The 22,060-nt window shown below is 74.0% G+C and carries 7 protein-coding genes; all 7 read left to right on the top strand.

Annotated elements, in window-relative coordinates; genetic code table 11:
* Position 1 precedes the first annotated feature (1 nt).
* Positions 2 to 811 carry an enoyl-CoA hydratase-related protein gene (locus tag ABZ564_RS05980; RefSeq protein WP_360850128.1) on the top strand — a complete coding sequence of 270 codons (810 nt, stop codon included), beginning with the start codon at positions 2 to 4 and terminating at the stop codon, positions 809 to 811.
* A complete protein-coding gene (gene fabD / locus ABZ564_RS05975) occupies positions 808 to 3,306 on the top strand; it encodes an ACP S-malonyltransferase (RefSeq protein ID WP_360850125.1) in 2,499 nt (832 codons plus the stop codon). Before ABZ564_RS05980 ends, fabD begins: the two co-directional genes overlap by 4 nt.
* A gap of 149 nt (positions 3,307 to 3,455) precedes the next feature.
* Positions 3,456 to 4,412, top strand: a complete 957-nt coding sequence (locus ABZ564_RS05970; protein WP_360850122.1) for a DUF6039 family protein — start codon at positions 3,456 to 3,458, stop codon at positions 4,410 to 4,412.
* A 37-nt stretch (positions 4,413 to 4,449) separates the two neighbouring features.
* Positions 4,450 to 6,249, top strand: a complete 1,800-nt coding sequence (locus ABZ564_RS05965; protein ID WP_360850119.1) for an amino acid adenylation domain-containing protein — start codon at positions 4,450 to 4,452, stop codon at positions 6,247 to 6,249.
* Positions 6,250 to 6,259: 10 nt separating this feature from the next.
* The gene (locus ABZ564_RS05960; protein ID WP_360850116.1) at positions 6,260 to 7,216 is read left to right on the top strand and encodes a chlorinating enzyme; all 957 of its coding nucleotides are present in this window, start codon (positions 6,260 to 6,262) and stop codon (positions 7,214 to 7,216) included.
* A gap of 80 nt (positions 7,217 to 7,296) precedes the next feature.
* On the top strand, positions 7,297 to 8,502 hold the full coding sequence (locus tag ABZ564_RS05955) for an alpha/beta hydrolase (RefSeq protein ID WP_360850113.1): 1,206 nt from the start codon (positions 7,297 to 7,299) through the stop codon (positions 8,500 to 8,502).
* 75 nt (positions 8,503 to 8,577) lie between these two features.
* Positions 8,578 to 22,041, top strand: a complete 13,464-nt coding sequence (locus ABZ564_RS05950; protein ID WP_360850110.1) for an amino acid adenylation domain-containing protein — start codon at positions 8,578 to 8,580, stop codon at positions 22,039 to 22,041.
* Positions 22,042 to 22,060: the final 19 nt, after the last annotated feature.

Below are 22,060 nucleotides of genomic sequence, written 5' to 3'. Positions count from 1 at the left end.
CATGTCACCGAGCGGTCAGGGCCCCGGGGCCGTCGGCTTCCGGGCGCTGCGCCTCGCGCGCGAACCGGGAATCCTGCGGGTCGCGCTGCACCGGCCCGAACGCAGCAACAGCATCGACCCGACGATGATCGCCGAGCTCCACGAGGCGCTCGATCTCGCCGAGGCGAGCGACGACTGCCGGCTCGTCGTCGTCGAGGGCAGCGGCGGTGTGTTCTCCACCGGGATGGACCTCGTCGACGCCGGAGGCTCCGAACTCCCCGACGACGCGTCGGCGCGCGAGGGCGCCGAGCGCTTCCTCGGGCTGCTCAGACGCTTCACGACCATCCCGCGGATCGTGGTGGCCAAGGTCGACGGGCAGGCCGCGGGCGGGGGAGTGGGCCTCGTCGCGGCCGCCGACTTCGTCTACGCGACCGAACGCAGCCGGTTCAGTCTGCCGGAAGCGCTGTGGGGGCTGCTGCCGTGCTGCGTGGCGCCGTTCCTCATCCGCAGGACCGGATTCCAGAAGGCGTACGCCATGACGCTGAGCACCCAGCCGGTGGACGCGCTGCGTGCGGCCTCGTTCCACCTGGTCGACGAAGTGGCCGAAGACCCGGAGCCGTTGGTGCGGCGGCTGGCCTTCCGCAGTTCGAAGCTGGACGGGGCCACCCTGGGTGATCTCAAGCGGTACTACCGCCGGCAGTGGTTCCTCACCGACGCGCACGAGGAGGCCGCGGTCGAGGAGTTCGCCCGGCTGATCACCTCGGAAGGCGTGCGCGGGCGGCTGCAGGACTTCGCGCGGCATCAGCGACTTCCCTGGGAGGCCCGGCGATGACCGCGGTGCAGGAGGCTCCGCTCGGCGGGGCCGTCGTGACGGGCGGGGCATGGGTCTTCCCGGGCCAGGGCGCGCAGCACAAGGGGATGGGCGCCGCGCTGTTCGAGCGGCACCCGGGGCTGGTCGACGAGGCCGAGGACATCCTCGGCTTCTCCGTACGGGAGCTGTGCCTGACCGATCCGGAGCGGCGGCTCGGGCTCACGCGGTACCTGCAGCCCGCGCTGTACGTGGTGAACGCGCTGTCGTGGCTCGAGGCGCGGTCACAGGGGGCGGCCCCCGCCTGCCTGGCCGGACACAGCCTCGGTGAGTACAACGCGCTGCTCGCCGCCGGGTGCTACGACTTCGCCACCGGGCTCCGGCTCGTCGCCCGGCGAGGTGAGCTGATGGGGCGGGCCGGGGGCGGCGGTATGACGGCTGTGGTCGGGCCGCGGGCGGTCGAGGTGCCGGACCTGCTCTCCGAGGCGGGGGCCACGGACATCGACGTCGCCAACTACAACGGGCCCGAGCAGCTGGTGCTCTCGGGGCCGGTCGACTCCCTGAGGGCGTTCGCGAAGGTGCTCAAGGAGCGCAAGGTGGCCCGCTGCGTACCGCTGGGCGTCAGCGCCGCCTTCCACTCCCGCTACATGGCCCCGGCGGCCGAGGAGTTCGCCGCGTTCCTGCGCGAGGTGCCGTTCGCGGCCCCGCGCATCCCTGTCATCGCCAACGTGACGGCCCGCCCCTACCCCGCCGACGGCGCGTCCGTACGCGAGCTGCTCTCCGCCCAGATCCACAGCTCGGTCCGCTGGCGCGAGGTGATGGGCTACCTCCGTGCCCACGGAGTCCACGAGCTGACCGAGCTCGGCCCGGGAACGGTCCTCACGGGCCTGTGGGCCTCGTCCCGCGAGGACCGGGAGGCCCGGCCGGAGGCTTCGGGGCCGGCGGCGGAAGCGGCGGTGGCCCCGGAGCCGGCGCGGCCCGCCGGCCGGGAGGCAGTCCGGACCGCACGTCCGGGAACCGCGGGCCCGGGCGTGGCGGGGGCACGCGGCCGGGGAGCTGCCGGGGCCGCGGAACCGCGTACCGCGAGGGCCGCCGCGCCGCCCGCCCCCGCCGCTCCGAGGCCGGCCGCGGAGCGCACCCCCGTCCTCCCCGCCTCCACCCCGCGCATCCTTCCCGAGCGGCTCGGATCCGCGGCGTTCAGGGAGGAGTACGGGGTGCGGTTCGCCTACGTCGCCGGGTCCATGTACAAGGGCGTGGCCTCCACCGACCTCGTCCTGCGGATGGCGGGCGCCGGGATGCTCGGGTGCTTCGGGGCCGGCGGGCTGCGGCTCGAGCGGGTGGCCGAGGCGTTGCGGCTGCTGGGCCGCGAGCTCGGGCCCCATGGACCGTTCGGGATGAACCTGCTGCACGCGCTGGACGACCCGGGGCGCGAGGAGGCCACCGTACGGCTGTACCTGCAGCACGACGTGCGGCTCGTCGAGGCGGCCGGCTTCACCCAGCTCACCCCCGCGCTGGTGCGCTATCGGCTGAGCGGCGCGCACCGGGACCGGCAGGGGCGCGCCGTCACCCCGCGGCGGGTGATCGCCAAGGTGTCACGGCCCGAGGTGGCCGAGGCGTTCCTGCGGCCCGCTCCCGAACCCGTACTGCGCAGGCTGGTCGACGAGGGCGCGCTCACCCCACAGGAGGCCGAGGCCGCCGGGGAGCTGCCCATGGCCAGTGACCTGTGCGTCGAGGCTGATTCGGGCGGCCACACCGACGGCGGCGTCGCCCAGGTCCTGCTCCCCGCCATGCTCCGCCTGCGCCGCACCGTCGCCGCGGAGCACCCGGCCGCCCGGGACGTACGCGTGGGCGCCGCGGGCGGGCTCGGCAGCCCGGAGAGCCTGGCCGCCGCCTTCGTCCTCGGCGCGGACTTCGCCCTCACCGGCTCGGTCAACCAGTGCTCGGTCCAGGCCGGGACCTCCGACCTGGTGAAGGACATGCTCGCGGCCGCGGACGTGCAGGACGTGGCCTACGCCCCCGCGGGCGACATGTTCGAGCTGGGCGCCCAGGTCCAGGTCCTGCGCAAGGGCACGCTGTTCGCCGCGCGGGGCAACAAGCTCCGCAAGCTGTACCAGCAGGCGGAGAGCGTGGAGGCCCTCGACCCCGGCGTCCGCCGCAGCATCGAGGAGTCCTGCTTCCGGCGCGGCCTGGACGAGGTCTGGGAGCTGACCCGCCGCCACTACCTGGACACCGGCCGCTCTCACCTGGTCGAGCAGGCCGAACGCAGCCCCAAACAGCGCATGGCCCTCGTCTTCCGCTGGTACTTCGCTCATTCCACCCGTGCCGCGCTGGCCGGCGAGGCCGCCGAACGCGTCAACTTCCAGATCCACACCGGGCCCGCGATCGGCGCCTTCAACCGCTGCGTCCGGGACACCGGCCTGGAGGACTGGCGCCACCGCGATGTCGACGCCATCGCCGCGTATCTCATGAAGGGCGCCGCCGACATCCTGGGCGAACGCCTTTCCGTACTCGCTCAATAGTGAGCTGCTCCCGCACGCGTGGCGGAGTTACCTTCTGTTCGTCGCCAGAACATTCATGCGCCGGAAGAAGAGTCCTACGCCGGAACATCGGCGCATCAGCGCGAATCCGCGCCATCCCCTGCCAGCATCCCTTTGATCGGAGTGCCGTGATGCCTGATTTCCCCGACCCGTTCGTGCTGCCGGTGGCAAGGCAGCAGACCTCCCTGCCGGCCACCGAAATCCTGCATTCGGGCAACTCCGGAATCATCGTCGAGCGCACCGGTCAGCTGCGGGCCGAATTCCGCAACGAGGGGCGCCAGTTCGCCCGCGACCTCTCCGAGTACATCAACACGAAGTACGTCGGCATCGCCTCGGTCTTCGTCTACGAGGAGACCTTCGGAACCAAGGACCGCCTGCACTGGCTCCTCCACATGGCCTCCCTCGACGCCTACGAGACCCTCGTCCAGATGGGCACCCAGGACGAGGGCTGGCGCGAGGTCATGTTCCGCAACCGCATCGCCGAGGAGAAGGGCGGCGGCTCCTGGGACCGTATGTTCCTCGACGGAGCGCTGCGGGAGACCGTGCTCATCCCGCAGAGCTTCGGCATGTACGGCACCTCGGACCAGGTGCCCGAGACGCTGGTCGAGGGCGAGGAGGGCGAGCTCGCGAAGCTCGCCGTGCCCACCGCGCAGCACCAGGCACCCCAGCTGCCCGAGCAGACCCTCAACTCGACCACCTGCGGCCTGCTCATGCACCGCACCGGCGAGCTCAAGTACGAATTCCGCGCCGAGGGGCGCCAGTTCGCCCGCGCGCTCACGGAGAACTGGAACCGCACGCTCGGCGACCACGGTTCGATCTTCCTCTACGAGGAGGCCTTCGGGCTGTCCGACCGCATCCACTGGTTCATCCACCTCAAGTCGCCGGCCTCGTACTACAACCTCATGGGCCTGCGCGCCCGAACGGACGAGGCGGCCCGTGAGGTCTTCACCAAGCAGTGGATCCCCGAGGAGAAGGGCGGCGGCGGCTGGGAGCGCATGTTCGTCCAGAGCACCCTGCAGGACCTGGCCCTCACCCCCCAGCACTGGGGGATGTACGCGACCAAGGCCCGCGCGCAGGAAACCGACTGACCCCGTCCGCGACCCACCGGCATCCGAGGGAGGCCTCATGCACTCCGGCAGGACCCTGCACGAGATATTCGAGGAACGGGCTGCGCAGTTCCCCGGCCGTACCGCCGTCAGCTGCGGCACCGAGCACCTGGACTACGCCACACTCGACGCCCGCGCCGACCGGCTCGCCCGCCGGATCACCGCCGCCCGGAAGGGCCCGGGCGGTCTGGTCGGACTGTGCGCCGACCGCGGCGTCGAGCTGATCGTCGGCCTGCTCGCCATCCTCAAGGCGGGGGCGGGCTACGTGCCCCTCGACCCCGCCTACCCGGCCGAGCGGCTCGACCACCTGCTCGCCGACACCCAGGTCGACCTGGTGCTCGCCCTCGGCCGCACGGCCCCGGCGGTCGCCTCGGCCGATGCCCCCGTGCTGCTCATCGACGGCACCGACGGGGACAGCGAGCCGGACACGGCCCTGCCCCGCACCGGGGCGGACAGCATCGCCTACGTCATCCACACCTCCGGCTCCACGGGCCGCCCCAAGGGCACCCTCGTCGAGCACGGCAACGTCGTCGCCCTGATGGAACAGGGCCGCGAACTCTTCGGCTTCGACGAGAACGACGTCTGGACGCTCTTCCACTCCGTCAGCTTCGACTTCTCCGTCTGGGAGATCTGGGGCGCCCTGCTGCACGGCGGCCGTCTCGTCGTCGTCCCCACCGAGACCGCCCGCTCGCCGCTGCGGCTGCGGGAACTCCTGGCCGCCGAGGGCGTCACCGTCCTCAACCAGACCCCTTCGGCCTTTCGCGGCCTCGCCGCCGTCGAGACACAGCACGCCGGCGCCGCACTCCCGCTGCGCCTGGTCATGTTCGGCGGCGAGCGGCTCGATGTGAAGCAGCTCGGAACCTGGCTCGCCGCGTACGGGGACGACCGGCCGCAGCTGGTCAACATGTACGGCATCACCGAGACGACCGTGCACGTCACCCACCGCCGGATCCGCACCGCCGACCTGGACGAACCGGACGCCTCACCCATCGGCGTCCCGCTGCCCGGCGTCCGGATCGAGCTCCTCGACGAGGACGGCGTCCCGGTCGAGGACGGCACACCGGGCGAGATGTGGATCGGCGGCACCGGCGTCGCCCGCGGCTATCTGCGCCGCCCCGAGCTGACCCAGGAGCGCTTCCGGACCCTGGACGGCGCCCAGCGGTGGTACCGCTCCGGTGACCTCGCCAAGCGCACCGCCGACGGTGGCTACAGCTATCTCGGGCGTACCGACGACCAGGTGAAGATCCGCGGCTACCGGATCGAACCCGGCGAGATCGAGCGGCTCCTGACCACCCACGCGGCCGTGGCCACGGCCATCGTCACCCCCGAGGACCACGGCGAGGGCGATGTCCGCATCCTCGCCTATCTGGTCCCGCCGCCCGGCGCCGAGGCGGTGACCGCGAGGACGCTGGCCCTCGAACTGTCCGAGCTGGCCGCCCGCACGCTGCCCGAGTACATGCGCCCCTCCGCGTACCGCGTGGTGTCCGAGGTGCCGCTGACCCCGCAGGGCAAGGCCGACCGCCGCGCGCTCGATCTGCTCCCGTTCGACGAGGCCTTCCCGGCCGGCGGCCGCGGCGGCGAACTCACCGCCACCGGCACCGAGATCATGCGCCTGGTCACCGATGTGCTCGGCGGGGACATCGGCCTCGGCGGCGATGACGAACTGTTCTCGGCCGGCGTCACCTCGCTGGCCTTCACCCGCTTCATCGCGCTGGTCAACCAGCGCTACGGGCTGAGCCTGACCGGGGCCGAGCTCGACGAAGCCACCGTGAACGAACTGGCCGGCTGCGTCGACGCGCAGATCGCCGGCAGGAAGTAGGAGGAGGACCATGACCATCCAGGACGACGTCAGCACCGCGCACGGCTTCTCCCTCACACCGCAGGAGCTGGAGGCCTTCCACGAGAACGGCTTCCACGGCCCCTTCAAGGTGTACGAGATCGAGGAGATGAAGGCGGCGTGGCGCCGCGAGCGCCTGCGCCTCATGGACCGCTCCCACGCCGTCTACCAGGACGGGGCGGCCGCCTCCGGCAACACCAACATCTCCAACTACGACCGCCATCTGGACAACGCCTTCCTCGCCGACCACATCGGCCGGCCCGAGATCACCCAGCGCGTCAACAGCGTCCTGGGACCCGATGTGCTCTGCTGGCGCAGCGAGTTCTTCCCCAAGTACCCCGGCGACGAGGGCACCGACTGGCACCAGGCGGACACCTTCGCCAACGCCTCCGGCAAGCCGCAGATCGTCTGGCCCGACGAGGTCAAGGAGTTCGGCGGCACCATCACGGTCTGGACGGCCTTCACCGAGGCCAACGAGGAGACCGGCTGTCTGCAGTTCATCCCGGGCACCCATGAGCGGATGCGCTACGACGAGACCAAGCGCATGGAGTACCGCCCGGAGAGCATCAACCAGGAGGACAAGGAAGGCGTCCGCCGCGGCTTCTTCGGATACGACTACCGCGAGCTGCAGATCGACCCGGACTGGAAGCCGCAGGAGTCGGACGCGGTCTCCATGGTGATGCGCCCCGGCGAGGCGATCATGTTCTGGTCCACGCTGATGCACGCCTCGCTGCCGCACGCCGGACGCACCCAGGAGATGCGGCTCGGCTTCGCCGGACGCTATGTCCCGACCGCCGTCCAGGTCTATCCCGGCACCGACGTGATCGACGAGTACGGCGGCTCCGTCTCGCTCGAGCGGTACGGCTCCGTGCTGGTGTCCGGCACCGCCCAGCCGCACAACCGCCTGGTCACCGAGACCACCACGGGACACCCCTTCCGTACCCCCTGACCGGTCGGTACTTCCTGACCGGTCCGTACCCCCTGACCGGCTCTGCTCCCTGCCCGGCGAAGAGAGTGAGGACTGCGGACATGCTGAGTGACGAGGCGGGAAGGGCGGTGACGGATATCGCCCGCGCGATGCTCTCCCTCCGTCCCCTGGCGCAGGCACGGGGAGCCGCGAGCCGGCTCCCCACCGGCCTGCGGGCCGGTGAGGCCGCCGAATCCGCGGCGGCCCTGCTCGCCGCGGTCGCGGCCGAACTGGACGTGCCCGGAATGGACTTCGTCCCGGGCACCGACGTGGAGGGCGTCTTCGAGCGGGTGATGGCCGAGCACCTCGACCTCGAGGGCCGGCTCGCGGTCCTCGGTCCGATCGCGGCCGGGGACAGGGCCGCCGTGGTGACCGAGGCCCGCAAGGCCGCGGCGAAGGTGGCGGCCGAGAGCTTCGGCCGCCACCGCCGCCCCACCGACGCCCTCTCCTTCGACGGGGCCGCACTGCCGGTGTACGAGGCGGGCGAGCCCGGCCGGCCCGCGGTGGTGCTGGCCTCCGCCTGCGGGATGCCCGCCGAACTGTGCGAGCCCTGGATCGAGCTCCTTTCCCGTGATCACCACGTGGTCACCTGGGAGAGCCGCGGACTCTTCGGCGCCGTGGAGGAGTTCGACGCCCTGGGCCACGACACGGACGCGCAGGCCGCGGACCTCTTCGCGGTGATGGACCACTGCGGCATCGACAACGCCCATGTCATGGGGTTCTGCGGGGGCAGCGTCATCGCCCTCGCCGCGGCTGCCGCCCGGCCGGAGCGGGTCAGCTCGCTCAGCCTCTGGCACGGCGCCTACGAACTGGGCGAGGACTGTCCCAAGGCCGATCACCACCGCAACATGCAGGCGCTGATGGCGATGGCGGCGAGCGACCGGGCCACGGCCGCCGGGGTGCAGTCCGTCTTCGTGCAGACGATGCTCTCCAGCCTGTCGGCCGGGATGGCGCACCTGGTGCTCTACCCCTACGCGACACCCGAACTGTTCTACCGCTACTGCAGGGTCAACGGCCCGATCACCGATATCGACGTACGCGGCATGCTCGCCGGCGTGTCGCAGCCCGCGCTCGTGGTCACCAGCGAGGACGACAGCACCGCCGATCCGGCGGGCTCCCGCTGGGTCGCGGCGCGGCTGCCCGCGGCCGAGCTCAGGGTGGAGCCGCACGGCGACCACCTCTCGCTGTTCACGATGGACGGCGCGGTCGGCGCGCTCGCCGTCGACTTCCTGGCCCGGACGGGGAGCCCGCTCCCGGCAGCGGGCTGAGCGCACACCCCGGCAGGATCCGCCGCCCCCGTGCGGCCGTTCCCTCACTTCCCTACACAGAACAGGTGAAAGGCGATGAGCGAGACCTTGGAGCGGCCCACGGAGACGGCCGGGCGGAACAGCGGAGAGCTCAGGTCGGTGCTGAGGGGTCTGCTGACGGACATCGTTCCGGAGCTGCCCGTGGACGGACCGGACTCCCCATTGCGGGACCTCGGCTTCGGCTCCCTGCAGACGACCCGGCTCTGGGTCGAGCTGAAGCGCGGCTTCGGCGTCGATCTGCCTCCGCAGTGGCTGGGCGGTGCCACGCTCGACGCGCTCGCGGCGCGGGTGGCGGCGGAGCGGCCGGAGGCGGCGGAGACGGGCCCCATCGGCGCGAACGGGACCGCGGACTCGCCGGGGACCACGGGCGAGGGCACGCAGACGGCCACCGGGCCGGCCCGGACCGCGGACCCGGCCGCCACCGCGGACGCCGAGCGGGACACCGCCGTCGTGGACCCGCGACGCCACGAGCCCTTCCCGCTGACCCCCCTGCAGCAGGCCTACCTCGTGGCCAAGGACGAGGAGACCTCCGCCGACCCCGGCGGCTGCCACCTGTACCGCGAGCTGACCGTTCCCGGCCTCGACGCCCCCCGGCTCACCGCCGCCTGGCAACGGCTGGTGGACCACCACGCCATGCTCCGTACCGTCATCGACGAGGAAGGCACCCAGCGGGTACGCCGGGGCCCCTCCCGCTGGGACGTGCCCGTCCACGACCTCACCGAGGCCGACACGGGGACGTACGAGGAGCATGTCGCGGCGGTCCGCGCCCGGATGTCCCACCGCAACCACCTGCCCGGCACCTGGCCGATGGGCGCCGTGGAGGTCACCCGCGGTCCGGACGGCGCCGGCATCGTGCACCTCGGCCTCGACACCCTCCTGACCGACGCCCACGGCTACGCCCTGCTCCTGCAGCAGTGGCGTCAGCTGTACGAGGACCCGGACCGGACCCTGCCGGAGGCGGCCACCACGGTCCGCGACTGCGTCCTCGAGCTCGCCGCCCGGCGCACCGGCTCCGGCCACCGCGCGGACCTCGACCACTGGGCTGCCGCACTGGCCCAGCTTCCGCCGGGGCCCTCCCTCGTCCGCGCGCAGGGCCCGAGCCCGCGCGCCCCGCGCCGCCGCCCCCTGGACGCCGGGCTCGACGCCGCGCAGTGGGCGGAACTCACGGCCCTGGCCGCGCGGTCGGAGGTCTCGCCGACCTCGCTCGTCCTCGCCGTGTTCACGGAGACGCTGGCCCACCACGGCGCGCACCTCCCCTTCTCGCTCGCCGTCACGACCAGCGACCGCCCCCGGCTCGGCGCCGAAGCCGACCACCTCGTCGGCCCGTTCACGTCCACGGCCCTGCTGGTGGCCGATCCCACCCCGGGCCAGCCGCTCGACGAGACGGCACAGGACCTGCACGAACAGCTGTGGGAGGCGCTGCGTCACGGCGGGGTCTCCGGCATCGAGGTGCTGCGTGAGCTGCGGGCCCGCACGGGCGTCCAGCCGCCCGCCCCCGAGGTGGTCTTCACCAGCCTGCTCGGCGTCGGCCCGGGCGAGGGGGTCGCCGGCGGCTTCGGCGCGGACATCACCTACGGGGTGAGCCGGACCTCCGGGGTCGCCCTCGACCACCAGATGTGGGAGCAGGACGGCGGTCTGCGCTTCCGCTGGGACGTCGTCGAGGACCGGTTCGCGCCCGGCGCGGCGGAGACCGCCTTCGCGGACTTCGCCAACCGGCTCGCCGTCTGCGCGACCGAACCGGCCGAGCGACGGGCCCCGGGCGAGGTGCAGCAGGCCTACATCGTGGCCCGCTTCGCCGGCCAGGCCGATACGGAGACGGCGCAGGGCTGTCAGTGCTACCAGAGCTTCCATGTCGACGACCTCGACACCGACCGGCTCGCGCGGGCCATGACGCGCCTCGCCGAGGGCTACGAGGTGCTGCGCACCGGCATCGGAGCCGATGGCCTCCTGGAGATACGCGACGAGCCGCCCGCGCGCCGGCACCTCCCCGTCATCGACCTGCGCGGCAACAGCGACGCGGAGGCGGTACGGGAGGCGATCCGGGAGGAGATGACCGGCCGCCCCTTCGCCATCGGCCGCCCGCCCCACTTCGATCTGCGGGTGACGCGCGATACGGACCGGGTGTCCACCGTCCACTGCGCCTTCGATCTCGTCCTCGCCGACGCGCCCAGCATCCACCGCCTCTTCCGCGAACTTCTGCGCCTGTACGCCGATCCCGCCGCGACGGCCCGGCCCGTGGCCGTCCACACCCCGAGCGGTACGGAGGGGGCCGGCGCGTACTGGAAGGAGCGCCTCGCCGACCTGCCGGCGGGTCCCGCGCTGCCGCCGGGCCCTGGCGGCGCGCGGCGCGTGGTGCGCCGCTCCGGGACCCTCGGCGGCTGGCGCCGCCTCTCCGCGCTGGCCGCCCGCGAGGGCCTGCACGCCGACCATCTGCTGCTCGCCTGCCTCGACGAGGCCCTGGCCGAGGTCTGCCGGGACCCGTACGCCCTGGCCGTCGTGCTCTGGCCGAAGGAGCCGGAGCCCGCACGGCCGGGCGAGCACTCGCTGCTCACCTGGATGGCGGCCGCCGACTCCGGCCTGCCGCTTCTGCGGCGGGCCGCCCACTACCGGGATCTCGCCCGCCGCGACCTGGCCGCGGCCCCGGGCGGGGCGCTCGCCGAGCTGCGCCGGCGTGGACCCGCCGAGGCGGACCGGAGTGAACTGCCGTATCCGGTCGTCTACACGGGCGCCGTCGACATGACGGCGTACCCGTTGCCCGAAGGCGTACGCCGGGGCCCGTGGCTGACCAGCACTCCGGGGTGTTCGCTCGACTGCATCTCGGTGATCGAGGGGGACGAGCTGCGGTACTGCTGGGACGTCGTCACGGCCGACCTCTCCGAGGAGCTCCTCGACCGCCTCTTCGCCCGCTTCGAGCGGGCCGTCACCGCCGTCACCGACGAGCTCGGCGCCTCCCCCGCAGATCGACTGGGCTCAGCTGAAAGCGAGTTGGTGCTGCGTACGTGGAACGACACCGAGGTTCCGCTCGCGGAGGCCGGCTCGCTGCACCTGCTGCTCGAGGAGCAGGCGCGGTCCAACCCGCAGGCCGTGGCGCTGCGCTGGCGGGACGGCGGTGCGATGACCTTCGCCGAGCTCGACCGGTACGCGAACCGGATCGCGCACCAGGTGCGCGCCCGCGGACACGCGGGGGCCGGGAGCGCCGTGGGCGTGCGGATCCGCCGCGGCCCCGCCATGGTCGCCGCGGTGTACGGCGTGCTCAAGGCCGGCGCCGCCTATGTGCCCGTGGAGCCCTGGCTGCCCGCCGGACGCGCCGCCGAGATCCTCCGGCTCGGGGGCGCCTCACTGGTCCTGAGCACCTCGGACTCCGAGGGGTGGGAGGCGCCGAGCGGCGTGACCTTCCTGGACGTCGACGGACTCGACGAGGGCACGGACGCGGACGCGGCGGTTCCCGCGCCTGCCGTGGACGGGTCGGACATCGCGTACGTCCTGTTCACCTCCGGCAGCACCGGCACCCCCAAGGGGGTGGCGGTGCCGCATCGGGCCGTGCGCAATCTGCTCGCCTGGGCGCACCGCACCTTCGACTTCGGTCCGGACGACGTCGGTCTGGCCGTCACCTCGCTCGGCTTCGACCTCTCCGTCTTCGATCTCTTCGGTGTGCTCGGCCGCGGCGGCGGGCTCTATGTCGCCGACGAGGAGGAGCAGCGCGATCCCGAGCTGCTGCTCGATGTCCTGCTCGGCGAGCCGGTCACCTTCTGGAACTCGGCGCCCACCACGCTCGCCCAGGTCGCCGAGCACTTCGAGAAGTGCTCCGGCCACCCGGGCGCGGAGCGACTGCGCAGGGTGTTCCTCAGTGGGGACTTCATCCCGCTCCCGCTGCCCGACCGGGTGCGTGCGGCCTTCCCGGCCGCGGAGGTCATCAGCCTCGGGGGTCCCACCGAGACCACGGTCTGGTCGGTCTGGCACCCGGTCGGCGCGGTGGATCCGACCTGGCGCAGCATCCCGTACGGCAGACCCATCGACAACACGCGGCACTACGTTCTCGACGATTCGCTCCGGCCCTGTCCCGTCGGGACCGAGGGCGAGCTGTACACGGCGGGCCTCTGCCTGGCCGAAGGCTTCGTGGGCAGTCCCCGGCTGACCGAGGAGCGCTTCCTGCCCGATCCCTTCGCCGCGGAGCCGGGCGAGCGGATGTACCGCACGGGCGACCGTGCGGCCTGGCAGCCGGACGGGACGCTGCGGATCCTCGGGCGCACGGACCATCAGGTCAAGGTGCGTGGCTTCCGCGTCGAACTCGGCGAGATCGAGCACCGGCTGCGCGGCCACGCGGGCGTACGGGACGTGGTGGTGCTCGCCCAGCCGGACGGGGGCGACCGCAGACTCGTCGCGTACGTGGTGGCGGACCGCGAGCACCCGCCCACCGCCGCCGGCCTGCGCCGCCATGCCGCCGAGACACTCGCGCCGTACATGGTTCCGAACGCCATCGTGTATCTGCCGTCGTTCCCGGCCACGCCGAACGGCAAGCTCGACCGCGCCGGCCTCCCGTGGCCCGCCCCGGCGGACGCCATGGTGCCGCCGGAGCCGCGGCCCGCGTCGCCCGTCCTGCCGGAAGCTCCGGAGGGCCGCACGGCCCCGGTGGTGACGACGGCGGCGGACGAGGAAGCGAGCGCCGCGGTGGACGCCGAGGACGTCGCGGGCATCGTCGCCCAGGTCCTGGGCGTGGAACGGCTCGACGCCCGGGCGGACCTGTGGGACGCCGGAGCGACCTCCTTCACCATGGTGCGGCTGTCCGCCGCGCTCAAGCGGCGGTTCGGCCGGCGGGTTCCCGTCGGCGCGCTGGTCTCGGCGCCCACTCCGGCCGGAATCGCACGGTTCCTGTCGGGTGGGACGGATCCGGCGCCCGCGGCGGGCGGCAGCAGCGGGCAGGACTCGGGTACGCAACCGGCCACGGACGTACGGGCGGCGGCGGATGCCGGCGTACGGGTGGACGCGGAGACCGATGGACGGGTGGACGCGGAGACCGATGTCCGGGCGGGCGCCGCGGCGGACGGCACTCCCGCGGCCGCGGCACACGGCCTGGAGCCGTCCGCGGACGGGGCCGAGGCGACCGGGGCCGAGGCGACCGGGGCCGACGCGGCCGGGCGGGGCGCGCACACCCCCGGCCCCGTGGACTTCTTCTCCCCCGAGGAGCGCGATGCCTTCAAGCGCGCCGCCTGGAACCTGCGCCGAAGCGGCCCCGGGGAGCGGATCCTGCCCCTGCCGCGCACCGGCATCGCGCCCGAGTACTACACACGGCGTTCCAGCAGGCGCGAGTTCCTCGACCGGCCGCTGGACCGCGCCTCGCTGGCCCGGCTCCTCGAACTCCTCGCAGAGGCGCGGACGGGAGGCCGTGAGACCTTCCTCTACCCCTCGGCGGGGGAGACGTACGCGGTCCAGGTCTACGTCCACGTCAAGCCCGGCGCGGTCGACGGCCTGGCCGAGGGCGTCTACTACCACCACCCGCGCGAGCACGCCCTGCACCTGGTCAACGCCGCGCCGCAGATCGACCGGTCGATCCACTTCTACTACAACAGGCCGGTCTTCGACCGGGCCGGGCTCGGCATCTACCTCGTCGGCCAGCGCCACGGGATCACCCCGCTGTACCAGGAGGCCGCCGAGCACTTCATGCACCTGGAAGCGGGCTACATGGGCCAGCTCCTGATGTCGGGCCAGGCCACGGCCGGGATCGGCCTCTGCCCCATCGGCACCCTCGCCTTCGAGACCGTCCGCGACCAGTTCGGCCTCGACGAGGGGCATGTCTTCCTGCACTCCTTCCTCGCCGGCTCCGTCGAGCCGCAGCCCGAGGGGCCGGACGCGCCCGCCCTGCCGTACGTGTCCCGCGCGCTTTGGGCGGGGGCCTCCCCCGAGGACACCGCTGCCGGCCATGCCGACCCCGCCCCCCAGGGCGCCGCGGCGGGCCCCGACGCCGCGACCGTCCCGGTGGCGCGGACCGTCACCCGCCCTTCGGCCACCACAGCCGCCGCCGTCCTCGGAATCGGCTGCCGGCTGCCGGGCGCCGACACCCCCGAGCAGCTGTGGCGCAACCTGCGGGCGGGCCGGAGCGCCATCGGCGCGGTGCCCGCGCACCGGGCGGCCGAGCTCGGCGAGGCCCCGCCCGGGGGCTATCTCGACGACACGGCCACCTTCGACGGGCTGCGCTTCGGCGTCTCGCCCGCCGAGGCCGAGACGCTCGACCCGCAACTGCGGCTTCTGCTGCACGCCGTGGCGGACAGCCTCGACGATGCCGGGCACACCGCGCAGTCCCTGCGCCGTGAGGCCGGCCGGGTCGGTGTGTTCGTCGGCGTCATGTGGCAGGACCACCAGATCGCGGGCAGCGATGAGTGGTCCGGCGGCGGCCGGGCCCGTATCGCGGCGCTCGCGGCGGACATCCCCAACCGCATCTCCCACGTCTTCGACTTCGACGGCCCCAGCCTGGCCGTCAACACCTCCTGCTCCTCCTCGCTCACGGTCCTGCACCTCGCCGCCGAGAGCCTGCGCCGCGGGGAATGCGATGCGGCGGTCGTCGCCGCCGCGAACGTGGTCTCCCACCCGTACCACCTGAGCCTGCTCGCCGAGTCCGGCCTCCTCGCGACGGACGGCGATCCGAGGGTCCTCGGTGAGGAGGCCGCAGGCTGGGCGCCGGGCGAGGGCGCGGCCGCGATCCTGCTGCGGCGAGCCGATGCCGCCCACCGCGACCGGGTCCGCGGCGTGGTGGAGGCCACCGCGGCCGGGCACCCGGGCCGCACCGCACGGTTCGGCACCCCCGATGCCGGCCGGCTCGCCGACTCGCTGCAGCGGATGCTGCACACCGCGGGCCTCGAACCCGCTGACGTCGGCTACGCGGAGTGCGCCGCCGCCGGCGCCGCCCTGTCCGACGCGGCCGAACTCGAGGCGCTCGCCGCGGTGTTCGCGGGGAGCGGGCTGCGGGCCGGCACGGTGAAGCCCAACCTCGGACATCTGGAGGCGGCCTCGGGGCTCTCCCAGCTCATCAAGGTGCTGCTCCAGCTCGAACACGAGGAGTTCGCCCCCACCCTGCTCGCCGCCGAGCGCACCCCCCTGATCGACTGGGAGGAGCTGCCGGTCGGCATCGTGGACCGCGCGCGGCACTGGCCCGCCCCCGAGGGCGGGGCCCCGCGCCGGGCGCTGGTCAACGCCGTCGGTGCCGGTGGCTCCTACGCCCACGCGGTGGTGCGTGCCGCCGATCCGGCCTCGCCCTGCTGCCGCCCGCACCCCAAGCCCCTGCGGCAGGCGGTGATCCTCTCCGGTGCGAGCGAGCGGGAGCTGGCCGAGGCCGCCCGCGCGCTGCGGGGACGTACGGCCGAGTGGGCCGCGGCGCAGGAGCCGCCGCGCCTGGCACACGTCGCGTTCACCCTGCAGACCGGGCGCCGAGCCCTGCCGTACCGGCTCGCCGTGCTCTGCCGCGACTTCGCCGAACTCACCGACGCGCTCGACGCCTTCCTCGCGGGGGAGCCGCACCCGGCGCTCACCGTGGGCACGGGTGCGGAGCGCGAAGGGGCCGCGTGCGCACCGCAGCCGCTCGACGCCGCGGTCACGCTGTGGACGGCAGGGCACACCGTGGACTGGCCTGCGGCCTGGGGTCCGCAGGCCCGCAGGATCGGACTGCCGCTGCCCCCGCGGGCGGGGCGGCCGGTGGCACGGCCCGCGGTGGCGGTGAGGGCCTCCGGAAGTCCTGTCCGGACGGACGAGGGGGGCGGCGAGCCCGCCCCGGACCACCGAGCCGGACAGGCCGCCGTGGAGTACATCCTCGGCGCCTATGCCGAGGCCTCCGGGATCGCCCGGGAGGATCTGGACGCGCACACGCCGCTGGAGCGGTACGGCCTCAGCTCGTACGTGGTGGCCCGGCTGAACAACCGCCTGGAGCAGGACTTCACCGAACGCGTCCCGCGAACGCTGTGCTACGCCCACGGCGATCTCGCCTCGATCGCGGCCGAACTGGAGCACCGGGCCGACGCCCCGTGGACGAACGCCACACCGGCGACGCCCGCCCCGTCGGACACGCCCACCGCACGGGGAGCCGGCCGGCCCACACCGGAGGACGAGGCGCCCCAGCACGCCACGGGTGAGGCGGAACCACCCGCCCATGCCCTCCACGCGCCCGGCACCTCCGGCGAGCAGGACGCCGCCGACGCCCCCCGGGACGCCGCCCCCATCGCCGTCATCGGCGTGGCCGGCCGCTATCCCCAGGCCCCCGACCTGGACACCTTCTGGCAGAACCTCGACCGGGGCCGCGACTGCGTGCGGCCGTTCCCCGAGGAGCGGCGCTGGCCCGGCTGGCCCGAGGACCTGATGTGGGGTGGCTTCCTCGACGACGTGGACCGCTTCGACCCGCTCCTGTTCCGCATCACCCCGCGCGACGCGGCTCTGATGGATCCCCAGGAGCGCCAGTTCCTCGAAGTCACCTGGGAGGCCCTGGAGGACGCGGGCTACTCCCGCGACAGGCTGCAGCGCCGGCACCACGCGCGGGTGGGCGTGTTCGTCGGCACCATGTACAACGAGTACCCCTACCTGGCCGTCGAGCGCGCCGCCCTCACCGGCGGCGCGGACGACGCGGGGGCCTGCCCCGCGGGCATCGCCAACCGCGTCTCGTACGTCTTCGGTCTGACCGGTCCCAGCATGGCCGTGGACACCATGTGCTCCTCGTCCCTGACCGCCGTCCATCTGGCGGTGGAGAGCCTGCGCCGCGAGGAGTGCGAGGTGGCCCTCGCGGGCGGTGTGAACCTCTCCCTGCACCCGCACAAGTACCGGCAGCAGGCCCGTCTGCACATGGCGTCCGGCGATCACCGCTGCCGCAGCTTCGGCGCGGACGGCGAGGGCTTCGTGCCCGGTGAAGGGGTGGGCGCGGTGCTGCTCAAGCCACTGGCCCGGGCGATCGCCGACGGGGACCGCGTCCACGCGGTGATCCGCGGCACGGCCGTCAACCACGGCGGCCGGAGCAACGGCTACATGGTGCCGACCCCCGTCTCCCAGGGCGACCTGGTCGCCACCGCGCTGCGCCGCGCGGGCGTGGCACCGGAGTCCCTCGGCTACCTCGAAGCACACGGTACGGGGACGGAGCTGGGCGATCCGGTCGAGATCGACGGCCTGGTCCGGGCGTTCGGCGACGCGCCGTACGGCTCCTGTGCCCTCGGGAGCGTGAAGTCCCAGATCGGGCATCTGGAGGGCGCGGCCGGGATCGCCGGTCTGACCAAGGTGCTGCTGCAGCTGAGGCACCGCCGCTTCGCGGCCTCGCTGCACGCGGAGCAGCTCAACCCGAACATCGACTGGGCGCGCAGCCCGTTTTGGGTGCAGCGCGAGTCGGCTCCCTGGCCCGCCCCGCCGGGCGGTGGCCCGCGCCGCGCCGGCGTCAGCTCCTTCGGGGCGGGAGGCGCGGGTGCCCATGTGGTCCTGGAGGAGTACGTCGCGGCCGAGCCCGCCGTCGACGCTCCCGGTCCGCGTCTCGTGGTGCTGTCGGCCCACGACGAGCAGCGGCTGACCGCGCTGGCCGGCCGGCTCGCCGATCGCCTCACCCCGGACACGGCGCTCGCCGACGTCGCGTACACGCTGCGGACGGGCCGCGAGGAGCAGCGCGAGCGGCTCGCCGTCGTGGCGTCCACCACCGCCGAACTGCGCGCTGTCCTGAAGGAGTTCACCGAGGGCGTGCGAGGCGGAGTGCTGCGTGGCCGTGCCCCGGCCGGTGCGGCGGGCCCCGAACTCCCCTCCGCGGACCGGGCCTCGCTGGACGAGCTGGGGAGGCACTGGGTCACGGGAGGCCGGGTCGACTGGGACGCGCTCGCCCGCAGCTGCCCGGGTCGGCTCGTCTCGCTGCCGTCCTACCCGTTCGCGGAAGGCCGCTACTGGCTGCCCGCCCCGCCCACCACGACCGCCGAGCCCGCCACGACCGCCGAGCCCGCCGCAGTGGCCGAGCCCGTCGAGCCCGTGGAGCCCGTCGAGTCCGCCGCGCTCTCCCGGTCCGCCGGGGCCGCCGAGCCCGCCTCCGTACCCGAGGAAGCACCGGCTGCCCGGATCGAGCTCCACCGCAAGACCTGGGTGACCGCCCCCGCGCCGGCCGCGGGCCACGCCGAAGGAGTCGTCGTCTGCCTGTACCGGGCGGAGACCGAGGCCACGGCGCACGCGCTGGCCGAGCGGCTCGGGACCGCCGACGTCCGGCTCGTCCTGGAAGGCGGAGCACCGGAAGGACGCACCCCCGGTTTCTACGACGACCGGAGCGCGGCCGAGGTGCTCGACCAGCTCCTCGACCGGCATGCGGACCTGCGCGGCCTCGTCGACCTGTGCGACCTGGCCGTCCCCGGCCCGGATGCCGTTCCGTGGACCGCGCGGATCGTGGCCCTGCAGCGGCTGATCGCCCGCCGCCCGGGCGCCGAGCTGCGGATCGTGCTCGCCACCCGCGGCCTCACCGGTCCCGCCACCGGCGAAAGCACCCTCGCGGGAGCCGAGCAGGCCGCCTTCGTACGCATGCTGGGCGCGGAACACCGCAAGGTCCGCGCCACCGTCCTCGACCTCGACCTTCCCGCCGAACGCCCGTGCGCCGCCGCGGACCTGATCGCCGAGGAGTACACGAACGCGCACGGCCACCCCGAGCTCGCCCTGCGCGAGGGCCGGCGCCTGCGCCCCCGCCTCGAACCCCTCGCCGCCCCCGAGGCCGGCCCGCTGCGGCTCGACCCGCAGGGCGTCTACGTGATCAGCGGCGGCACCGGAGCCGTCGGAGCCCTGACAGCCCGGCGCCTGGTGGAGCGCGGAGCACGCAAGCTGGCCCTGCTCGGCACCCGCGAGCTGCCCGCACGCCACCTGTGGACGGGCGCGGACCGGGCCGGGGCCACGGCCGGCCTGGTCGACCAGGTCCGCGCACTCGAACGGGCCGGGGCACAGGTCCTGGTGTACGGCGGTTCCCTGACGGACCGCGCGGCCCTCGACCGGTTCCTGGACTCCGTACGCAGGGGTCTCGGCGACCTGCGTGGCGTGATCCACTGCGCGGGCGTGCCCTCGGGAGGCCGGCCGTCCTTCGTCCACAAGAGCCCCGAGGAGCTGCGAGCGGCCTTCGGACCGAAGACCGACGGGGCGCGCGCGCTGGCCGAGGCCTGCGAGCAGGACCCGCTCTCGTTCTTCGTCCTGGCCTCCTCGGCCGCCGGCCTGGTGCCGCGGCTCGGCGTGGGCGTGAGCGACTACGCGGCCGCCAACACCTGGCTCGACCTCTTCGCCGGGCATCGGACGCGCACCGGGCACACCGCGTACTGCTCGGTGAACTGGCCCAGCTGGCGTGAGGCCGGCATGGGCGTGCGGCACGCCGATGCCTGCGCCCCGGCCGGGCTCGGCTCACTGGACAACGCCGAGGCCCTGCACGTACTGGAGCAGGTCCTCGTCCTGGCGCAGCGGCCCGGCAACGAGGTGGCCCAGATCGTGCCCGTATCGCCGCTGGACGGATTCGATCCCGACCGGATCCTCGACCCGGTACAGGGCCGGACCACCGAGGTGCCGACCGCCGCGGCGGAGGAGGAACAGCCCGTGTCCGTATCGCCTTCCGGCCCTTCGTCCTGGCTGATGGAGCTGTTCTCCGCGGAGCTCGGCATCCCGCTCGCCGAGCTGGATCCGACCGCGCTCTTCGACGAGCTCGGCGTGGAGTCGGTGATGCTGGGGGAGCTGGTGCGGCGCATCGAGGAGACGACCGGCCGCGATCTGGACCCCTCGCTGCTGCTGCGGCACCCGACGATCGAGCGGCTGGACGCGGAACTCGCGGGCTGGGGACCGCGGTCCGCACCGCGGGACGCCGCGCCCGCCGAGGACACGAGCCGCACGGCGGCCGAGGACACGAGCCGCACAGCGGCCGAGGACACGAGCCGCACGGCGGCCGAGGAACACGCGCCGGCGCGGGAGCGCGCCCCGGGTGACGCCCCCGCCGTGGACGCCGTGCCCCCGGCCGCCGCGGACACGGCGCACGCGCCGGCACCCGGCCCCGGTCCCGCGCCGGCCCCCGACACCCGGATCGCTGTCATCGGCCTGGAGTGCGCCTTCCCGGGAGCCCCCTCCGCCGACGCCTTCTGGCGCGCCCTCACCGCCGGCGACTGCGCCGTCACCGAAGTGCCCGCCGGGCGCTGGGACCACCGCCTGCTGTACGACCCCGAGCACCGCCCCGGCCGTACGGTCAGCAAGTGGGGCGGGTTCCTCGACGGCATCGAGGATTTCGACGCCGCGTACTTCGGACTCACGGACGAGGAGGCCGACTGCCTGGACCCGGCGGTGCGGCTGGTCCTGGAGACCTCGGTGCGCTGTCTGCGCGACGCCGGCTACCAGGACGCCGAGCTGCGCGGCCGTGACGTGGGCGTCTTCGTGGGCGCCAGGATGTCGCACTACTCCGCGCGGGCCGGGATCCGCTCCGGACCGGCCGGCCTCGGCGGCGACCAGAACTTCGTGGCCGCCCGGCTCGCCCACCACTTCGACTTCCACGGCCCCAACGTGGTTCTGGACAGCGCCTGTTCCTCGGCGCTCGTCGCGGTGCAGACCGCCTGCCGCAGCCTGCTCGCGGGCGAGTCGGAGTACGCGCTGGCCGGCGGGGTCGACATCCTCCTCGACGAGCAGCCGTACCTGGAGTTCAGCGCAGCCCGCGCCCTCTCGCCCTCCGGCAGGTGCGCCACCTTCGACCACGCGGCCGATGGCTTCGTACCCGGTGAGGGCTGCGGTCTGGTCCTGCTCAAGCCGCTGGCGCGGGCCCTCGCCGACGGCGACCGGATCCGCGCGGTCGTGGACGCGGTGGCCGTGAACAACGACGGCCGGACCATGGGCCTCACCACACCGAACCCCGAGGCGCAGTCCCGCGTGATCCGCAGCGCACTGCGGATGAGCGGACGCACCGCCGAGGAGATCGGCCTGGTGGAGGCGCACGGCACCGGCACGATGATCGGCGATCCGATGGAACTGCGCGCCCTGACCGAGGTGTTCCGTGAGTCCACGGAACGCACCGGCTACTGCGCCATCGGCAGCGTCAAATCAAACATCGGGCATCTGCTCAGCGCGGCCGGCATCTCCGGGCTCATCAAGGCCGTCCTGGCGATCGAGCACCGCACGATTCCGCCGACCCTGTTCTGCGAACGCCCCAATCCGCGCTTCGACTTCGCCTCCTCGCCGTTCTTCCCGTGCACCGAGGTGCGCGCCTGGGAGACGGACGGCCGCCCACGCGTCGCCGGAGTGAGCGCCTTCGGCCTCGGCGGCACCAACGCACACGCCGTACTCAGCGAACTCGACGCCCGGCTGCGCACCACACCACCCGCCCGCGCCCCGCTGCCGCCCCCGCGGTTCCACCGCCGTCGCCACTGGCTGGAGCGCACCCCCGCCGCCGGGGCCCCGGAACCGCCCGCGCCCGACCCGCGGCCGCGCGCGGCCGCCCCCCAGCCCACGGCGCGTCGCCACGCCGAGTCCACCTCCCTGCTCACCCTCGACTTCCGCCCAGCCCGCTGAACGCCGCGACACCCGGCCC

It is taken from the genome of Streptomyces sp. NPDC019224 (genome assembly GCF_040632605.1).
In the GTDB taxonomy this organism is placed as follows: domain Bacteria; phylum Actinomycetota; class Actinomycetes; order Streptomycetales; family Streptomycetaceae; genus Streptomyces.
The sequence above is the reverse complement of the archived record's forward strand: the minus strand, read 5'-3'. Positions and strand labels throughout refer to the sequence as shown.

Excerpts from the sequence above, each read along its gene's own strand:
- ABZ564_RS05950 (WP_360850110.1), top strand. The coding sequence starts at position 8,578 with ATGAGCGAGACCTTGGAGCGGCCCACGGAGACGGCCGGGCGGAACAGC.
- ABZ564_RS05965 (WP_360850119.1), top strand. The coding sequence starts at position 4,450 with ATGCACTCCGGCAGGACCCTGCACGAGATATTCGAGGAACGGGCTGCG.
- fabD (WP_360850125.1), top strand. The coding sequence starts at position 808 with ATGACCGCGGTGCAGGAGGCTCCGCTCGGCGGGGCCGTCGTGACGGGC.
- ABZ564_RS05980 (WP_360850128.1), top strand. The coding sequence starts at position 2 with ATGTCACCGAGCGGTCAGGGCCCCGGGGCCGTCGGCTTCCGGGCGCTG.
- ABZ564_RS05960 (WP_360850116.1), top strand. The coding sequence starts at position 6,260 with ATGACCATCCAGGACGACGTCAGCACCGCGCACGGCTTCTCCCTCACA.
- ABZ564_RS05955 (WP_360850113.1), top strand. The coding sequence starts at position 7,297 with ATGCTGAGTGACGAGGCGGGAAGGGCGGTGACGGATATCGCCCGCGCG.
- ABZ564_RS05970 (WP_360850122.1), top strand. The coding sequence starts at position 3,456 with ATGCCTGATTTCCCCGACCCGTTCGTGCTGCCGGTGGCAAGGCAGCAG.